11 protein-coding genes are annotated in these 17,182 nt (G+C 60.3%); 3 read left to right on the forward strand and 8 right to left on the reverse strand.

What is annotated here, in order from left to right:
- Positions 1–118 precede the first annotated feature (118 nt).
- From AC1D2Q_RS10140 to glnE, 8 genes are all read right to left on the reverse strand, one after another.
- On the reverse strand, positions 119–1,570 hold the full coding sequence (locus AC1D2Q_RS10140) for a lipopolysaccharide kinase InaA family protein (protein WP_477813105.1): 1,452 nt from the start codon (positions 1,568–1,570) through the stop codon (positions 119–121).
- Positions 1,570–2,322 (reverse strand): lipopolysaccharide kinase InaA family protein, encoded by a 753-nt coding sequence (locus tag AC1D2Q_RS10145; RefSeq protein ID WP_477813106.1) that lies wholly within the window; start codon positions 2,320–2,322, stop codon positions 1,570–1,572. Before AC1D2Q_RS10145 ends, AC1D2Q_RS10140 begins: the two co-directional genes overlap by 1 nt.
- Positions 2,319–3,053, reverse strand: coding sequence for a lipopolysaccharide kinase InaA family protein (locus tag AC1D2Q_RS10150; RefSeq protein WP_477813107.1), 735 nt, complete (start codon positions 3,051–3,053; stop codon positions 2,319–2,321). The genes AC1D2Q_RS10145 and AC1D2Q_RS10150 overlap by 4 nt, the downstream gene beginning before the upstream one ends.
- Positions 3,053–3,859 (reverse strand): lipopolysaccharide core heptose(I) kinase RfaP, encoded by an 807-nt coding sequence (rfaP, locus tag AC1D2Q_RS10155; RefSeq protein WP_477813108.1) that lies wholly within the window; start codon positions 3,857–3,859, stop codon positions 3,053–3,055. Before rfaP ends, AC1D2Q_RS10150 begins: the two co-directional genes overlap by 1 nt.
- The gene (locus AC1D2Q_RS10160) at positions 3,859–4,980 is read right to left on the reverse strand and encodes a glycosyltransferase family 4 protein (RefSeq protein ID WP_428631162.1); all 1,122 of its coding nucleotides are present in this window, start codon (positions 4,978–4,980) and stop codon (positions 3,859–3,861) included. Before AC1D2Q_RS10160 ends, rfaP begins: the two co-directional genes overlap by 1 nt.
- Positions 4,980–6,041 carry a lipopolysaccharide heptosyltransferase I gene (waaC, locus tag AC1D2Q_RS10165; protein ID WP_428631159.1) on the reverse strand — a complete coding sequence of 354 codons (1,062 nt, stop codon included), beginning with the start codon at positions 6,039–6,041 and terminating at the stop codon, positions 4,980–4,982. Before waaC ends, AC1D2Q_RS10160 begins: the two co-directional genes overlap by 1 nt.
- A gap of 1 nt (position 6,042) precedes the next feature.
- Entirely contained in the window at positions 6,043–7,077 is a 1,035-nt protein-coding gene (waaF, locus tag AC1D2Q_RS10170; RefSeq protein WP_018928560.1) for a lipopolysaccharide heptosyltransferase II, read from the reverse strand.
- A gap of 204 nt (positions 7,078–7,281) precedes the next feature.
- On the reverse strand, positions 7,282–10,221 hold the full coding sequence (gene glnE / locus AC1D2Q_RS10175; protein ID WP_477813109.1) for a bifunctional [glutamate--ammonia ligase]-adenylyl-L-tyrosine phosphorylase/[glutamate--ammonia-ligase] adenylyltransferase: 2,940 nt from the start codon (positions 10,219–10,221) through the stop codon (positions 7,282–7,284).
- A 383-nt stretch (positions 10,222–10,604) separates the two neighbouring features.
- Between glnE and aceE the strand changes: the two genes are divergently transcribed.
- From aceE to AC1D2Q_RS10190, 3 genes are all read left to right on the forward strand, one after another.
- The gene (aceE, locus tag AC1D2Q_RS10180) at positions 10,605–13,250 is read left to right on the forward strand and encodes a pyruvate dehydrogenase (acetyl-transferring), homodimeric type (protein ID WP_477813110.1); all 2,646 of its coding nucleotides are present in this window, start codon (positions 10,605–10,607) and stop codon (positions 13,248–13,250) included.
- A gap of 11 nt (positions 13,251–13,261) precedes the next feature.
- A complete protein-coding gene (gene aceF / locus AC1D2Q_RS10185; protein ID WP_477813111.1) occupies positions 13,262–15,223 on the forward strand; it encodes a dihydrolipoyllysine-residue acetyltransferase in 1,962 nt (653 codons plus the stop codon).
- 339 nt (positions 15,224–15,562) lie between these two features.
- The gene (locus AC1D2Q_RS10190) at positions 15,563–16,957 is read left to right on the forward strand and encodes an alkaline phosphatase D family protein (protein WP_477813112.1); all 1,395 of its coding nucleotides are present in this window, start codon (positions 15,563–15,565) and stop codon (positions 16,955–16,957) included.
- The last annotated feature ends 225 nt before the right edge of the window (positions 16,958–17,182 follow it).

Consider the following 17,182-nt stretch of genomic DNA (forward strand, 5'->3'; position numbering starts at 1 on the left):
CACAGTTCATGCGCTCTGCAGATCACGTAGGACAATTCACAAGAACTTGTCCGCCAGATCTCGGGAGACGGATCTGGCCCCATCGCGGGCAAGCCCGCGATGGGGTCAAAGACCCGCTTCAAGCAGCGCCAGAGATATCTTTGGGCAGACGCTGATCAATCACTTGGTACAGCGCACTGCTCTCGGGCCAGTTGCGCATGAACCGCGCCCGATCCCGCGCATACGCGGGGGCAAAGCTGCTGAGCGAACCATGCTGACACATCGAATCCAGGTCGATCAGCGCCCAGCGATCCTGTTGCCAGAACAGGTTATGGCCCTTGAAATCGCCATGGCTGATCCGCTCGCCAATCAGCTCGGCGAACAGGTGATCCAGTGCTCGCAACTCGGCTTCCGGCGCGTCCCCGCTCTCAACGTACGGCGCGAAGCGCTCGATGATGTCCGGCCCCGGCAAATACTCGGTCACCAGGTACGCCCGGCTGCGCAGCCAGAAAAAACGCTTCTCCAGCAACGCCAATGGTTTGGGCGTGGCAATGCCGAGGAACGCCAGGCGATTGCCTTCGCGCCATGAGTGCCAGGCGCGGCTCGGGCGCCAGAAACGCTTGAGCCAGTGGGTAAAGCCTTTGATGTTGTAACGCTTGACCACCAACGTACGCCCGGCCACCTCGACCTTGCCGACACTCGCCGCGCCGCCGGTTTTGTACAGATGCCCCTGATCGAGCAAGGCATCGGCCTGTGCCAGTACCGGCAGCATCGCAGCCTCTTCCTCACGGCGAATCGCCCGCAAGCCGAACGCACCGCGCTGGACACTGAACAACGTGCATTCGCGGCCGACCTTGATCAGAAAGTCCTTCAAACGCCAGCGACGGACCTTGTCGATCTGTTTTTGCAATGCCTCCATCGGCAACGCGTGTTCGCCGTTACTCAGCAGGTAATACACCAGCAACTCTTCGGTGAAGGGTTCCAGTGCTTTGGGCAACTGGGCGAAAAACACCCCGAGGTTTTCCAGGACTTTCTGTTGCGACAGCGGCTTGCCCGCCGTTTCGACGCAGATCCCGGCGCCATCGATCAAATACAACTGACCGCCATGGCGCAGCAGGTTGTCCAGGTGCAGGTCTTCCTGCCACAGGCCTTTGCTGTGCAGTTGGCCGATGGCGCCCAACGCCTCAGCCAGCACCGCGGATTGTTCATCCGCCAATGCGGGCAAGTGCTCGACCTGCTTCCAGGCATCCCCCAGGCTCTCGGCACCCTCAAGGAAATCGAACAACAGCCAACCGCCCTCGCCGTCCTTGAGGCCATCGGCCAATAACAACGGCGTGGTCAGCCCCTGAGCGGCCAGCAAACGCACGCCGTCCAGCTCACGTTGAAAATGCCGCGCCGCTTTGCCACCGACCAACAACTTGGCCAGCACCGGCCGGCCGCGCCAGACGCCAGCACCCACATAACGCTGCCCCGGCAACACCCGCAGCAGACTCAGCAACTGCAAATCGGCAGGCCCCGCGGCATCGGCCAGTGGAATGCTCAGCGGCAGGCTCGGGCTGCGGCCGGCGTTTTTCAGTTCGGACAAACGCATCAACGCGTCTCCTTGTTACTGCGCCGCGCACTCAGGCGCGATACCCAACGGTCCACCCGCGAACTGTTCAGCGGCTGATCCAGATAAACCGCCAACAATTCGCGCAGCTGGCTGTCGCTCCATTCCGGCGCCCGACGCAGCAACGGCTCCAGGTCCTTGACCCGATCACGTCGGCCGAAAAACAGCGGCCGGGTTTTTTCCAGGTCGATCAATTGCGCCTGATAGCCGTCGCCGGCGGCCTGAAGAAAAATGTGCTTGGGGTAAAAGCAACCATGGACCTGGCGCCTGCCGTGCAGGCGTCGCGCCAGTTGCCCACAGGCCTTGAGAATGGCCGAGTGCTGTATCGCGCTCAGCTCCGACCAGCGCTGCAACAGCGAATCCAGATCATCCCAACCGTCCAGCGCGTGAGTCAGCAGAATCGCCCGAACTTCGCCGTCGACCTTGCGCTCACCAAAAAACGCCGCCTGCAGCGCCGGAATACCCAGTGTCCGATAACGACTGATGTTGCGAAATTCACGGGCAAAACTCGGCTCGCCAAAGGGCGAATGCCGGGAGCGCGTCAGGTAGTTGCTCTGGCGCTTGAGGTAGTAGCCATGACCGTCCAGATCCAGCCGAAACACACTGCTCCAGCCACCCCGGCCGGTGTTGGGCTCGTCCACCGCGTCGAGCTGTTTGGCCCAAAGTGCGTCGAAGGTGCCGAGACCATGACGCTCGAACAGCGCACGGTCTTCAGCAGCCAGAAAATCAGTCATTCGCGTCCCTCAAAAAATCTCACCACGTGCCGAATGCGTTTCTTGTCCGCGGCATCGAGCCGGGCGCATTGGCGGTATTGCAGGTAAAAGCGCAGGCGCTGGGTGGCCGACAGGTGATACTTGGCGACCTTGTCGAGGCAGGCCAGGTCTTTGGTGATGCGGTACTTGAGCCAGAAGCCACGCCAGAAATCGCCGTTGGGGCAATCGATCAGGAACAGCCGGGCCTCATCGTCGACCAACAGGTTGCGCCACTTCAAATCATTATGAGTGAAACGGTTGTCGTGCATCGTCCGGGTGTAACCGGCCAATTGGCGACTGACGGTATCAACCCAGGCGCGGTCCGCCAGTTTCGGATCATGCCGATTAGCCAGGACCGACAAGTCTTCGGTATGCGGCAGTTCGCGGGTGATCATTGCCCCACGGGCGTACGTCATACCGTGCCGCTCCAACCCCCAGGCCACAACCTCTGCGGTGGGAATGCCCCACTTGGCGAAACGCTTGAGGTTCTGCCATTCGGCCTTGACCCGAGGTTTGCCCAGGTAGCGCCGCAGGCCTTTGCCGGCACTGACGTAGCGTTTGACGTAATAGTTGACGCCTTTGCGCTGTACGCGAATAACTTCAGACAGCGGATCGTGGGTCAGTTGCTCGCCCTCGAGGGCAAACACCGCATCAAGACTACCGAAATCTTCTGCCAGATCGCTGTAAGCCGGCTCCAGTGTCCAACCCGACATCAGAGCGCATCCCCGTAGCGCTGTTTACGCTCATAGAGCTTGTTGGCCTTGCCTTCGAGCCACGCCAGCAACCCGGCTTCTTCAATCAGAATCTGGCGCAGAGGCTGTTGGAAGTACCCCTTGAGGAAACGCAGTTTGTCGCGACGGGTCAGGCCGATCTCCAGCGCCGAAAAATACAGCGCCGCCAGGTCCTTGTTGCGCCAGCGCCGGGTAATCGTCGGACGGGCCTGGGCGCGGTGCAGGTCGATCACCGACAACTTGAGGTCATCGCAGGTCACCGGCTTATCGGTGTGCAGCAGGAAGTGGCAGATGTAGCAGTCGCGATGGTTGACCCCGGCGCGGTGCATCATGCCGGTCATGCGCGCGACTTCGGCGATCAGCGCGCGCTTGAGCTTGGGCTCCGGCGGGTGCTTGACCCAGTCGATGCTGAAATCTTCAAGGCTGACAGTGGGCGCCAATTCTTCAGTGACGATGAACGAATGCTGATCCGCCGGGTTGCTGCCCTTTTCGCCATAAGCGACGGCAGTCATGGTCGGCACGCCGACTTCTTGCAAGCGCTCAATGGCCTTCCACTCCTGGCCCGCGCCCAGCACCGGCAGCTTGGCGGTCAGCAGGTTCTTGAAAATCTCACCCCAGCCGATGCCCCGGTGGATCTTCACGAAGTACCCGTGGCCGTCCACTTCAGTTCGCAGTGTCCGGCGCGCTTCGAGCTCGCGGTACACCTCGCCCTTGAGGCCCTCGACTTCGGCGAACGGGTCGCGTCCTGCCCAGAGGCTCTTGAACGGTTCAGCCAGCATCAACTTCATTAAGCGTGCTCCGCCAGAATCACATCGGCCGCGTGCTGCGGCATGCTGTAGAGGTCGGCCGTCTCGGCGAAGGCCAGACCGTTGCGGCTCCAGGCCGCCCGTGCATCGGCATCGTTCAACATGCCGGTCAGGTATTGAGTCAGTTGCGCTTGATCGAAGGGTTCGTCCAGCACCAGACCCGCATCGGCCTCGGCGATGTAATGGGCATAACCGCACACTTCGCTCACCAGCACCGGCAACCCGGCCACCAGGGCCTCAAGCAATACCGTCCCGGTGTTTTCGTTGTACGCCGGGTGGATCAGCAGATCGGCACCGAGCAGGAAACGCGGGATATCGCTGCGGCCCTTGAGGAACTGCACGTTATCGCCAAGCCCCAATGTGGCGCTCTGCAGCTGGAATACTTTGGGGTCGTCCTGGCCAATTACAAACAGACGGGTGCGTTTTTTCAGCTCGGCGGGTAATGCGGCCAGCGCCTTGAGGCTGCGGTCGACACCTTTGGTCTTGAACCCGGAACCGATCTGCACCAGCAGCAGCTCATCGTCCTTCAGGTTAAATTCAGCGCGGAACCCGGCGCGAATTTCATCCGCGTTCGCGGGGCGACGACGGTCTTGGGCAATGCCCGGTGGCAGCAAATGGAAGCGCGCCAGCGGTGTGTCGTAATGCTTGATGAACAGCGGCTGCTGGACTTCGGAAATCATCAGCACTTCGGTCTTGGCATCTTTGGCGAACACCGCGCGTTCGTACTCGGCGAAGTGCCGGTAACGGCCCCAGCGACGGTACAGCGAGTTGCGCAGGTTTTGCGCCTTGTCTTCGAAGCAGCCGTCGGCGGCGTAGTAAACGTCCAGGCCCGGCATTTTGTTGAAACCGATCAGACGGTCCACCGGACGCTTGGCCAGATCGGCCTCCATCCATTCGGTGAGTTTCTCGTTGCGCCGATGATTGAAGAACGCCTTGACCGGCGCCACCAACACTTCGAAGCCCGGCGGGATGTCGCCTTCCCAGATCAACGTGTAGACACGAATTTGATGGCCACGCTGCTGGCATTCAAGTGCGATGCGCATGAAGTCACGCTGCAAGCCGCCAAACGGAAAGTACTTGTACAGGACAAATGCCAATTGCATCAGCGCAGCTCCTCAGCCAGTAACAACGTGCTCAGTCGGCTCGCGACACGCTCGGGATTCAGACGCGTGAAGCACAGGGGCCACTCGCGTTTCAGGTCAAACCGACGGGCATCGTCGGCCGTCGGTTGATAGGTGCATTTCTTTTGCAGGCACGGCGCGCAAGGGAAGTCGCTGGCCATATGAATCTGCGATTTGCCGTAGGCACCGGTCAGGCCCGGATTGGTCGGACCGAACAACGACAGGGTCGGCACGTCCAGCGCTGCAGCCAGGTGACCGAGGCCGGTGTCCACCGCCACACAGGCTTGCGCCCCGGCCAGGACTTTGCCAACACCCGCCAGGTTGAGCTTGGGTAGCACCTCGACGTGTTTCATGTCTTTGGCGATGCGCTCGGCGCGGGCCTTTTCGACCGGGTTGCCCCACGGCAGCTTTACCGCCACGCCGAGATACCCCACCCGCTCGGCCAGCTCGCGCCAATAGGCTTCGGGCCAATGCTTGGTGTCCCAGGTGGTGCCGTGGAGAAACACCACGTACGGATTCTTGCGCGGCAATTCCACCAGCCGCTCGACGTTCAGGCCGTAATCACCCAGGCCTTTGGGCAGGTCGTAACCCAGGGCCAACGCGAACAACTGACGCACTCGTTCAACCGCGTGCTGCCCACGGGCCACGGCCAGACGTCGGGAATAGAAGCGCGCGGCGATCGGTTCGCGGGCCGAATTCTTGTCCAGCCCGGCCACCGGCGCTTTGGCATAGCGCGTCAGCAACGCACTTTTCAGCAGGCCCTGAGCATCGATCACCAAGTCGTATTTCGTCGCGCGAACACTTTGCTTGAAGCGCTTCCACTCGCCACTCTTGATGGTCTGCCAGATGTTCTTGCGCCAGCGACGGATCGCCACCGGAATCACCTTGCCCACGGCCGGGTGCCAGGTTGGAATCTCGGCGAAACCTTCTTCCACCACCCAGTCGAACTTGATGCCGGGGATCGCCCTCGCCGCATCGGTCAACGCTGGCAACGCGTGAATCACGTCGCCCAGCGAAGAAGTCTTGATCAACAGTACCCGCAAACTATTTGACCTCGACCACAGTGCCCAGCAATCGCTGCAAGGCTTCGTTCACCGCTTTGGGCATGAGCTGGCGCAAGCAGTTGTAATGACCGAAACGGCAGGTGCGATCGAAGCACGGGCTGCATTCGATGCCCAGGCGCACGATCTCGACATGCTCGGCCAGCGGTGGCGTGAAGCCCGGCGACGTCGAGCCGTACACCGCCACCAACGGGCGGTTCAGCGCGGCAGCCACGTGCATCAGGCCGGAGTCGTTGGAGACCACCGCGTCGGCGCAGGACAGCAGATCGATGGCCTCGGCCAGGGAAGTGCCGCCACTGAGGTTCACCGACTCTTCACGCAGCCCCGGAATCAACCGCCCACGAATGTCTTCGCCCACCGCGTGATCGTTTTTCGAGCCGAACAGCCAGACTTGCCAGCCTTCACGAATCTTCGCCTCGGCGACCTTGGCATAGTGCTCGGACGGCCAGCGCTTGGACTCGCCGAACTCGGCGCCGGGGCACAGCGCCAACACCGGACGGTCAAGGGCCAGGCCGAACTTGGCCAGCGCGCCGTCGCGAGTCACCGGGTCGATCTGCAGGCTCGGCCGTGGATAAGGTTTCGGCAGCTCGATGCCGGGCTCAAAGGCCAGGGCCATGAAGCGCTCGATCATCAACGGATAACGCTCTTTGTCGAGCGTGCGCACGTCATTGAGCAGGCCGTAGCGGAACTCGCCACGCCAGCCGGTGCGTTTCGGGATGCCGGCAAAAAACGGCACCAGTGCCGATTTCAGCGAATTGGGCAGCAGAATGGCCTGGTCGTACTGACCGGCCAGGGATTTACCGATGCGCCGACGCGTTGCCAGCTCCAGCACGCCATGGCCGAGCGGGAAGCTCAAGGCCTGGCGTACTTCGGGCATGCGCTCGAGGATCGGCCGGCTCCACTCGGGGGCCAGCACGTCGATTTCGCACTGCGGGTGGCGTTGTTTGAGACACTGAAAAAGTGTCTGCGCCATCACCATGTCACCGACCCAACTGGGCCCAACGATCAGAATTTTCATGTGGTTTCCAAAAACGAACCGGGGAGGCATACGCCTCCCCGCCTCGAGAATCCAGCACCTGCGGGGTGAGCCGCCAGGTCATTTGGACGAGCCGGTTGGGGCTCGTCGAATAAATTTAATACACATCCATGTCAGTTAGCATAAATCTCTGTGGTGAGGGAGCTGGCTCCCTCGCCACAAAAGCCCGCCACACTCTTGTCAGCTTCAGCTTAACCCCAGCTCACGCCAGATCCGCATGACCTGCCGTCGCTCATCCACGAACTGGTCGCCCGGTATTACCCCGGAGTCCTTCTGCAAGGCCTCCCGGTGAGCGGCGGAGCGGTAGGCTTTATAGGCCTCACGCAACAGGCTGGCGTCTTCGGCGGGTATCAACCCTTCCTCCTCCAGCCCTTCCAGAATGCGGATATTGTCGGTATAGCGCAGCAATGACGGATGCGTTTCAGACCACGCCAGAGCCGCGTATTGCACCATAAATTCAATATCGACGATACCTCCAGCATCCTGCTTGAGATCGAACGGCGCCGTGGCCTCGAAGGCATTTGCCGCCGTGCCTGCCGCCGTGCTCTTGCTGCCGAGATTATCGCGCATCTTGGCGCGCATCTCGCTGACCTCCTGGCGCAAGGTCGACAGGTCCCGCGATTTGGCCAATACCGTCGCGCGAACCTTCTCGAACGCCTGGCCGACATCCTGACTACCCACCAGCGCCCGCGCCCGCACCAGCGCCTGGTGCTCCCAGGTCCAGGCCTCGTTTTCCTGATACCGGGCAAACGCGCCCAATGAACTCACCAGCAAACCGGAAGCACCGGATGGCCGCAGGCGCATGTCCACTTCATATAGCTGACCGGAGTTGGTCTGAGCCGTCAGCAAGTGAATGATCCGCTGCCCGAGCCGGGTAAAGAACTGCGCGCCGTCGATGGGTTTCGGGCCGTCGGTTTCCGCTTGCGGATCCGCATCATGGATGAACACCAGGTCCAGGTCAGAACTGTGCCCCAATTCCAGGCCGCCGACTTTCCCGTAACCGACAATGATGAATCCAGGGTCGCACACGCTGCCATCGGTGCGCAGCGGTGTACCGTACTTGGCCACCGTCTGGCGCCAGGCCAGGGCCAGAACTTGCTCAAGAATCGCTTCGGCAAGCCAGGTCAGGTAATCGCTGACTTTCATCAATGGCAGGCTGCCGGCGATTTCCGAAGCGGCGACGCGCAAGCGGTGCGCCAATTTGAAATGCCGCAGGGCTTCCATTTGTTGTTCGAGGTCGTCTTCGGGAATCCGCGTCAGGCGCTCGCGCAACTCGGCCGCCAGTTCCGGCGCCAGCGGTGGTTTGAACAATCGGCCTTCGTTGAGCAATTCGTCGAGCAGCAACGGGAAGCGCGTGATCTGTTCGGCAATCCACGGGCTCGCCGCGCACAGTGTCAGCAGACGGCGCAGCGCACCGGGGTTTTCGGTCAGCAGCACCAGATAGGCGGAACGCCGCGCCACCGCTTCAACCAGTGGCAGCACGCGCTCCAGCACCAGATCGGGATTGGCGTGCTCCACGGCCTGGGCCAGCAAGCGCGGTATAAAAGCATCGAGGCGTTCCCGCCCCAGACGCTGCATGGCACGCAATTGCGGACTGCTGCGCAGACTGGCCAATGCCTTCAGTGCCTTGGCGGCATCGGCGAAACCGCCCTCTTCGAGTTGGCGGCACGCGGCTTCTTCGTCCTGGGCTTCTTCCCACAGCGGCAGCCATTCCCCGCCGACCACCACTTCGCTCTCGGTGCCTTGCTCTTCATCAGGATCGGCAATCACCTGACCGAAGTGCCAGGCCACCCGGCCACGCCAGTACATCAGTTGTTCGTGGAATGCCGTCCAGTTGGTAAACCCGAGCATGAAGGCAATGCGCGCCTGATCCTGCGCACCGTCCGGCAACATCTGGGTCTGGCGGTCGGCAATCGCCTGAATCGCATGCTCGGTGTAACGCAGAAATTCGTAGCCTTTGCGCAGTTCGCTGACCACCGCCGGCGGCAGATAGCCCTGCCCCTCCAGGGTGCTCAGTACTGTTAATAGAGGACGCTGTTGCAGGCTCAGGTCGCGACCACCGTGAATCAGCTGGAAGGCTTGGGCGATAAACTCGACTTCACGGATACCGCCGGAGCCAAGCTTGATGTTGTCAGCCATGCCCTTGCGCCGGACTTCCTGCTGAATCAACTGCTTCATGGTGCGCAGCGCTTCGATGGCCGAGAAGTCCAGGTAACGCCGGTAAACGAACGGCCGCAGCATCTCGAGCAACTGGGCGCCAGCCACTTGATCGCCAGCCACCACCCGCGCCTTGATCATCGCGTAGCGTTCCCAGTCGCGGCCCTGATCCTGGTAATACTGTTCCAGCGCATTGAAGCTCAGCACCAGAGCGCCGGACGAACCATAAGGCCGCAGGCGCATGTCGACGCGGAACACGAAACCGTCGACGGTCATCGGGTCCAGCGCCTTGATCAGACGCTGGCCGAGGCGAATGAAAAATTCCTGGTTATCCAGCGAGCGTTTCACGCCGACGGTTTCGCCGCCCTCGGGGTAGGCAAAGATCAGATCGATGTCCGACGACAGGTTCAGCTCCACCGCGCCGAGCTTGCCCATGCCGAGGATGACCATCTGCTGCGGCTCGCCGCTGCGCCGCCCGGTGGGCACACCGAACTGCTGGCAATGCCGCGAGTATAACCACTGATAGGCCTGATCGATGCTGGCATCGGCCATGTCCGAGAGGTCGCGACAGGTCTGCACCAGATCGGCCTGGCGAGTCAGGTCGCGCCAGATGATCCGCACCTGGTGACGATTACGCTGGCGGCGCAGGACACGACCTAGCTGGTCGTCGGTTTCGGCGGCGCTCACCGCCGTGGCGATCTGTGCGCACAACTCGCCCGGCGCCAAGGCGCGGTCCAGTTCGCCGGACTGCACCAGTTCCAGCAACATCAAAGGGTCACGCAGACTCTGTTCAATCACAAAGTCGCTGGCAGCGGCGACGCGGGCAAATTGCGCCCAGCGCTCAGGCGTCCAGGCAGACAGGCCATGGTCATCGGGAAGAACCCCGACGGTCGTACGAAACGACTGCTCGGCGCGGGTGACAAACGGCAGGAGCCCATCGGGCAGTTCGGCAAGCGAAGGGAGGCTCATGGTCTATCCTTGATCGGCGTGTGAGGGGCTGCATGTAGTGATTCGTGAAAACCCGCTACGCGACTGACTGTCGAACAAAGGTTAGAAATAGCTGAAATTTCTTTATTTTTGGCAGCGATCATCAAGCTTCCACCTTTTTCGATTGGCAAAAGACCAACCTTAACGATTATTCTCACAACGCAGCCGGAGGCCACAAGCCAATCATCTGTAGTTTTACTACTCGTCTATACATTCGAAAGGCTGAAATGCCCGAAGATTTGTAGTAAAACTACACGCCGCCGGAACAACCTATCGGCAATCCAAGAATTTATATCGTCTGCCCACAAGGCCAGTCGCAAACTCAGGCAACCGATTCTGGAAGCCTTTCCGCCCTGGAGCAAGCCATGCAAGACCTCGATCCCGTCGAAACCCAGGAATGGCTGGACGCCCTGGAATCGGTTCTCGACAAAGAAGGCGAAGACCGTGCTCACTATCTGATGACCCGTATGGGCGAACTCGCAACCCGTAGCGGTTCGCAATTGCCTTACGCCATCACCACGCCATACCGCAACACCATTCCCGTTACCCACGAAGCACGCATGCCTGGCGACCTGTTCATGGAACGCCGCATTCGCTCGCTGGTACGCTGGAACGCGATGGCCATGGTGATGCGCACGAACCTGAAAGATTCTGACCTGGGCGGTCACATCTCCAGCTTCGCCTCCAGCGCAACCCTGTACGACATCGGCTTCAACTATTTCTTCCAGGCCCCGACCGACGAACACGGCGGCGACCTGATCTACTTCCAGGGTCACACCTCGCCAGGCGTTTACGCCCGTGCGTTCATGGAAGGCCGCATCACCGAAGACCAGATGAACAACTTCCGCCAGGAAGTCGACGGTCAGGGCCTGTCGTCCTACCCTCACCCTTGGCTGATGCCTGACTTCTGGCAGTTCCCGACCGTATCCATGGGTCTGGGCCCGATCCAGGCGATCTACCAGGCACGCTTCATGAAGTACCTGGAACACCGTGGTTTCATCCAGCCAGGCAAACAGAAAGTCTGGTGCTTCCTGGGCGACGGCGAGTGCGACGAGCCGGAATCCCTCGGCGCGATCTCCCTGGCCGGCCGCGAGAAGCTGGACAACCTGATCTTCGTCATCAACTGCAACCTGCAGCGCCTCGACGGCCCGGTTCGCGGCAACGGCAAGATCATCCAGGAACTCGAAGGCGTGTTCCGCGGTGCTCAGTGGAACGTGACCAAAGTCATCTGGGGCCGTTTCTGGGACCCACTGCTGGCCAAGGACGTCGACGGCATCCTGCAACGCCGCATGGACGAAGTCATCGACGGCGAGTACCAGAACTACAAAGCCAAAGACGGCGCGTTCGTGCGTGAACACTTCTTCAACTCGCCAGAACTCAAGGCGATGGTTGCCGATCTGTCCGACGACGAGATCTGGAAACTCAACCGTGGCGGCCACGACCCGTACAAGGTCTACGCGGCGTACCACGAAGCGGTCAACCACAAAGAACAACCGACTGTCATCCTGGCCAAGACCATCAAAGGTTATGGCACCGGTGCCGGCGAAGCGAAAAACACTGCGCACAACACCAAGAAAGTCGATGTCGACAGCCTGAAGTTGTTCCGCGATCGTTTCGACATCCCGGTCAAGGACGAAGAGCTGGAGAACCTGCCGTTCTTCAAACCGGAAGCAGGCAGCGCCGAAGCCCGTTACCTGGCCGAGCGTCGCAATGCGCTGGGCGGTTTCGTACCACAGCGTCGCGCTCAAAGCTTCAACATCCCGACCCCTCCACTGGACACCCTCAAGGCGATCCTGGACGGCTCGGGCGACCGTGAAATTTCCACCACCATGGCCTTCGTGCGGATCCTCGCGCAACTGGTCAAGGACAAGGAAATCGGCCCGCGCATCGTACCGATCATCCCGGACGAAGCCCGTACCTTCGGTATGGAAGGCATGTTCCGTCAGTTGGGCATCTACTCCTCCGTCGGCCAGCTCTACGAGCCAGTCGATAAAGACCAGGTGATGTTCTACAAGGAAGACCAGAAGGGCCAGATCCTTGAAGAAGGTATCAACGAAGCGGGCGCCATGAGCTCCTTCATCGCTGCCGGCACTTCGTACTCCAGCCACAACCAGCCGATGCTGCCGTTCTACATCTTCTACTCGATGTTCGGCTTCCAGCGTATTGGCGACCTGGCCTGGGCCGCTGGCGACAGCCGTACCCGTGGCTTCCTGATCGGCGGCACCGCCGGCCGTACCACCCTGAACGGTGAAGGCCTGCAACACGAAGACGGTCACAGCCACCTGCTGGCTGCCACCATCCCGAACTGCCGCACCTACGATCCAACCTACGGCTACGAGCTGGCGGTGATCATTCAGGACGGCATGAAGAAGATGACCGAAGAGCAACAGGACGTTTTCTACTACATCACCGTAATGAACGAGTCCTACCAGCAGCCAGCCATGCCGGCCGGTGCCGAAGAAGGCATCAAGAAAGGCATGTACCTGCTCGAGGAAGACACCCGCGAAGCGGCGCACCACGTTCAGCTGATGGGCTCCGGCACCATCCTGCGTGAAGTCCGTGAAGCGGCGAAGATCCTGCGTGAAGAGTTCAACGTCGGCGCCGACGTCTGGAGCGTTACCAGCTTCAATGAACTGCGTCGCGATGGCCTGGCCGTTGAACGCACTAACCGTCTGCACCCTGGCCAGAAGCCTAAGCTGAGCTACGTCGAAGAGTGCCTGAACGGCCGTAAAGGTCCCGTCATCGCCTCTACCGACTACATGAAGCTGTTCGCTGAACAAATTCGTCAGTGGGTCCCGTCCAAGGAATTCAAAGTCCTGGGCACCGATGGTTTCGGCCGCAGTGACAGCCGCAAGAAGCTGCGTCACTTCTTCGAAGTCGACCGTCATTTCGTGGTGTTGGCAGCCCTGGAAGCCTTGGCTGACCGTGGTGACATCGAACCTAAAGTGGTGGCTGAAGCCATCGCCAAGTTCGGCATCAACCCGGAAAAACGCAACCCACTGGACTGCTGAGGAGACACTCTGTGAGCGAACTCATTCGCGTACCTGACATCGGCAGCGGTGAAGGTGAAGTAATTGAACTGTTTGTGAAGGTCGGCGACCGTATCGAAGCCGATCAGAGCATCCTGACGCTGGAATCGGACAAGGCGAGCATGGAAGTGCCTGCACCTAAGGCCGGCATTATCAAGAGCCTGAAAGTGAAGCTGGGCGATCGCCTGAAAGAAGGCGACGAACTGCTGGAACTGGAAGTCGAAGGTGCCGCAGCGCCAGCCCCTGCGGCTGCCGCTGCGCCAGCTGCCAAAGCTGAAGCCAAACCGGCTGCCGCACCTGCGCCGGTAGCGCCTGCTGCCGCGCCGGCTGCTGCCAGCATTCAGCAAGTGCACGTGCCGGACATCGGTTCGTCGGGCAAGGCCCAGATCATCGAGATCCAGGTCAAGGTCGGCGACACCGTCGAGGCTGATCAGTCACTGATCACCCTGGAGTCCGACAAGGCCAGCATGGAAATCCCTTCGCCCGCCGCTGGCGTGGTCAAGGCCATCAGCGTCAAGCTCAACGACGAAGTCGGCACGGGCGACCTGATTCTGGATCTGGAAGTGGCGGGTGCTGCGGCCCCTGCTGCCGCCGCTCCTGCCCAGGCTGCTGCGCCTGCTGCCGCTGCTCCGGCGCCAGCCGCCGCGGCGCCGGCTGCACCGGTTGCCGACAGCGTTCAGGACATTCATGTCCCGGACATCGGTTCGGCGGGCAAGGCCAAGATCATCGAAGTACTGGTCAAGGCTGGCGACACTGTTGCCGCCGATCAGTCGCTGATCACCCTGGAATCCGACAAGGCGAGCATGGAAATCCCATCGCCTGCCGCTGGCGTGGTGGAAAGCATTTCCATCAAGCTGGATGACGAAGTCGGTACCGGCGACCTGATCCTGAAGCTGAAAGTCAAAGGCGCGGCACCTGCTGCAGCCCCGGCTCCGGCTGCCGCTGCTGCGCCGAGTGCTCCAGCGCCTGCCGCTGCTGCTCCGGCTGCCGCCGCTCCTGCTGCTGCCCCGGCTGCTGCTCCTGCCAAGCCTGGCGCGAAAGTTCACGCCGGCCCTGCCGTGCGTCAACTGGCCCGCGAGTTCGGCGTCGAGCTGAGCGCTGTCGGCGCCAGCGGTCCGCACGGTCGCATCCTGAAGGAAGACGTTCAGGTTTACGTCAAGGCCATGATGCAGAAGGCCAAGGAAGCTCCGGCCGCTGCGGCTGGTGCAACCGGCGGCGCGGGCATCCCGCCGATTCCGGTCGTGGACTTCAGCCGCTTCGGCGAAATCGAAGAAGTGCCGATGACCCGCCTGATGCAGGTCGGTGCCGCCAACCTGCACCGCAGCTGGCTGAACGTGCCGCACGTAACGCAATTCGACTCGGCGGATATCACCGAGCTGGAAGCGTTCCGCAACGCCCAGAAAGCCGTGGCCGAGAAGGCCGGCGTCAAGCTGACCATCCTGCCGCTGCTGCTCAAGTCCTGCGCACACCTGCTCAAGGAACTGCCGGACTTCAACAGCTCGCTGGCACCAAGCGGCAAAGCGATCATCCGCAAGAAATACGTGAACATCGGCTTCGCCGTCGACACCCCGGATGGCCTGCTGGTACCGGTCATCAAGAACGTCGACCAGAAGAGCCTCCTGCAACTGGCCGCCGAAGCTGCTTCCCTGGCTGAAAAAGCCCGGACCAAGAAGCTTTCGTCGGACGAGATGCAAGGCGCCTGCTTCACCATTTCCAGCCTCGGCCACATTGGCGGCACCGGCTTCACGCCGATCGTCAACGCGCCGGAAGTGGCGATCCTCGGTGTTTCCAAGGCAACCATCCAGCCAGTCTGGGACGGCAAAGCCTTCCAGCCGAAACTGATGCTGCCGCTGTCGCTGTCCTACGATCACCGCGTGATCAACGGCGCCGCTGCTGCACGCTTCACCAAGCGTCTGAGCGACCTGCTGGCGGACATCCGCACCATCCTGCTGTAACACCGACTGGCCCTCCCCTGGCGGAGGGCCAATCGCGTTCCACGTTTTCCGAGCGCCACGCTCGTACCTCAACCCCGTCGATTTGGCGGGGCTTTTTTTTGCCTGACAAAACTCCCCGTTTCAGCATTCCATGTGCCGAACCCGCATTCGGCAGCTGCTACGGCACGGACCCTCTTTGTGCCTTATTCCTACATCCAAGGCTTACACCACCTACAACCCGCATCCACTTCTGCCCGATATTTTTTGCGATTCAGTAACTAGTCTTAGTTGCGGATAACTTCCACACAAACTTCGACTAATTAATCTGATTAGTTAGCATTACCTCGAATGGATTCGAACATGTTCAAACCAACTGTCGGCCCAATTATCGGCCACACCACAACTAACCATGCGCGCATTTTCTTGCGCGGTGAATTACAGAACGATGCCTTGGTATTTGCGGGCATCCGTTATCGACGCACAGGCGAGAAACTCTGGTCCAAAGGCGTATTTGCAAAACTGTCCGTCTTGCGCGACATGTCCGATGTCATTGCACTCAATGACCTGGCCACCGACACCGACTATGAGTACCAGGCAGGCTGGTTCAGCCCCATGAGCCCGGTGCATACCGTGGAGACAGTTCAGGAACTGCCGCTGCAATGGCCACGGGAGATTTACCGCTTTCGCACGCAGTCCAGCAAAACCAGCCAGCCACGGGCTTATGTCGTCGGCTCGTGTCGTTACCTGCGAATGACCGCCGGCATTGCGTCGGCCCCACAGTTGGGCGACCGGATTTTTGCCTCGATCAACAGCCTGGCGGACAGCGCCGAACCGCCCATCAGCGCCATGCTGATGACTGGCGATCAGATTTACGTCGACGACTTGAACCTCGTGGCCCCTGACCGGGAATACAAGGACATTCTCAAAAAATACCGCACAGCCTTTTCGCAGCCTCATATTTCCAAGTTAATGTCGGGCATGCCGACTTACATGATCCTCGACGACCATGAAATAGAAGACAACTGGCCCGCCAACAAAAGTAACGCCGATGATTACTTATACAAAAACGCCATTGCAGCGTATGAGTTATATCAAGCCAGTCACAGCCCCACGCATGAACTGCTGGCCAATGGGCAAGTAAGCAAAAGACTGGAACATTATTGGTATCAGTTCTCCGAAGGCGATATCGAGTGGTTTATCACCGACAGTCGAACCCGACGCAATCTGTCGGCCAACGACCGGCGTATCCTTGACGAAGAACAGGAACAGGCGCTGCTCAAATGGCTGATCAATAGCCCGGCCCGGGTCAAATTCGTGGTCACCAGCGTCATGTTTTACCCCGACCGCAAAAGCCATGGCAATGACGCCTGGAAAGCCTTCCCGGAGCAACGCCTACGGCTGCTGGAGACGATTCGTACACGCGATATCAAGAACGTCTTGTTCATTTCCGGCGATGTCCACGGCTCCCTCACCAGTCGCCTGACCCACAGCGAGGACCCGGATTTTGAAGTTCATACCATCGTGTCTTCGCCGCTGTGCAACAGCAAACTGCTGCCGTACGCCAAGGCGTCGACCTTCATTCTCGATCAAGCCCTAGCCCGAACGCCCCAGGGAGATTATCGGCATGAACTGACCAGCGAGGTGATCAGCCAGGACAATTTTGCCCATCTGGTCGTCGAGGCCGAACAGGTTCGCGTCAATTATCACGATCGGGACGGTAAGCTCCTGCAGTCGATAAATATAAAATTGCGTTGACCGTTGGAAAAGATCGCAGCCTTCGGCAGCTCCTACGGGCTGCGATTTCTTGATTCACAACATTACTTTTCGGCACCTCGTTGAAGAATTCTCCACGACTGCCGACATATTCTTATAGCACTTGGCCTTCATGTCTCTTGTCAGTCGGTGTCGCAATGATGCAACCTTGCCGCAGGCAACAGTAAAGAGGGCGAGAGCCCGGCGCGATCAGCATATTCGAAGCGA

The organism is Pseudomonas sp. P1_A1 (assembly GCF_056406935.1).

Coding starts and splice junctions, on each gene's coding strand:
- AC1D2Q_RS10140 (WP_477813105.1), bottom strand. CDS start 1,570: ATGCGTTTGTCCGAACTGAAAAACGCCGGCCGCAGCCCGAGCCTGCCG.
- AC1D2Q_RS10145 (WP_477813106.1), bottom strand. CDS start 2,322: ATGACTGATTTTCTGGCTGCTGAAGACCGTGCGCTGTTCGAGCGTCAT.
- AC1D2Q_RS10150 (WP_477813107.1), bottom strand. CDS start 3,053: ATGTCGGGTTGGACACTGGAGCCGGCTTACAGCGATCTGGCAGAAGAT.
- rfaP (WP_477813108.1), bottom strand. CDS start 3,859: ATGAAGTTGATGCTGGCTGAACCGTTCAAGAGCCTCTGGGCAGGACGC.
- AC1D2Q_RS10160 (WP_428631162.1), bottom strand. CDS start 4,980: ATGCAATTGGCATTTGTCCTGTACAAGTACTTTCCGTTTGGCGGCTTG.
- waaF (WP_018928560.1), bottom strand. CDS start 7,077: ATGAAAATTCTGATCGTTGGGCCCAGTTGGGTCGGTGACATGGTGATG.
- glnE (WP_477813109.1), bottom strand. CDS start 10,221: ATGAGCCTCCCTTCGCTTGCCGAACTGCCCGATGGGCTCCTGCCGTTT.
- aceE (WP_477813110.1), top strand. CDS start 10,605: ATGCAAGACCTCGATCCCGTCGAAACCCAGGAATGGCTGGACGCCCTG.
- AC1D2Q_RS10190 (WP_477813112.1), top strand. CDS start 15,563: ATGTTCAAACCAACTGTCGGCCCAATTATCGGCCACACCACAACTAAC.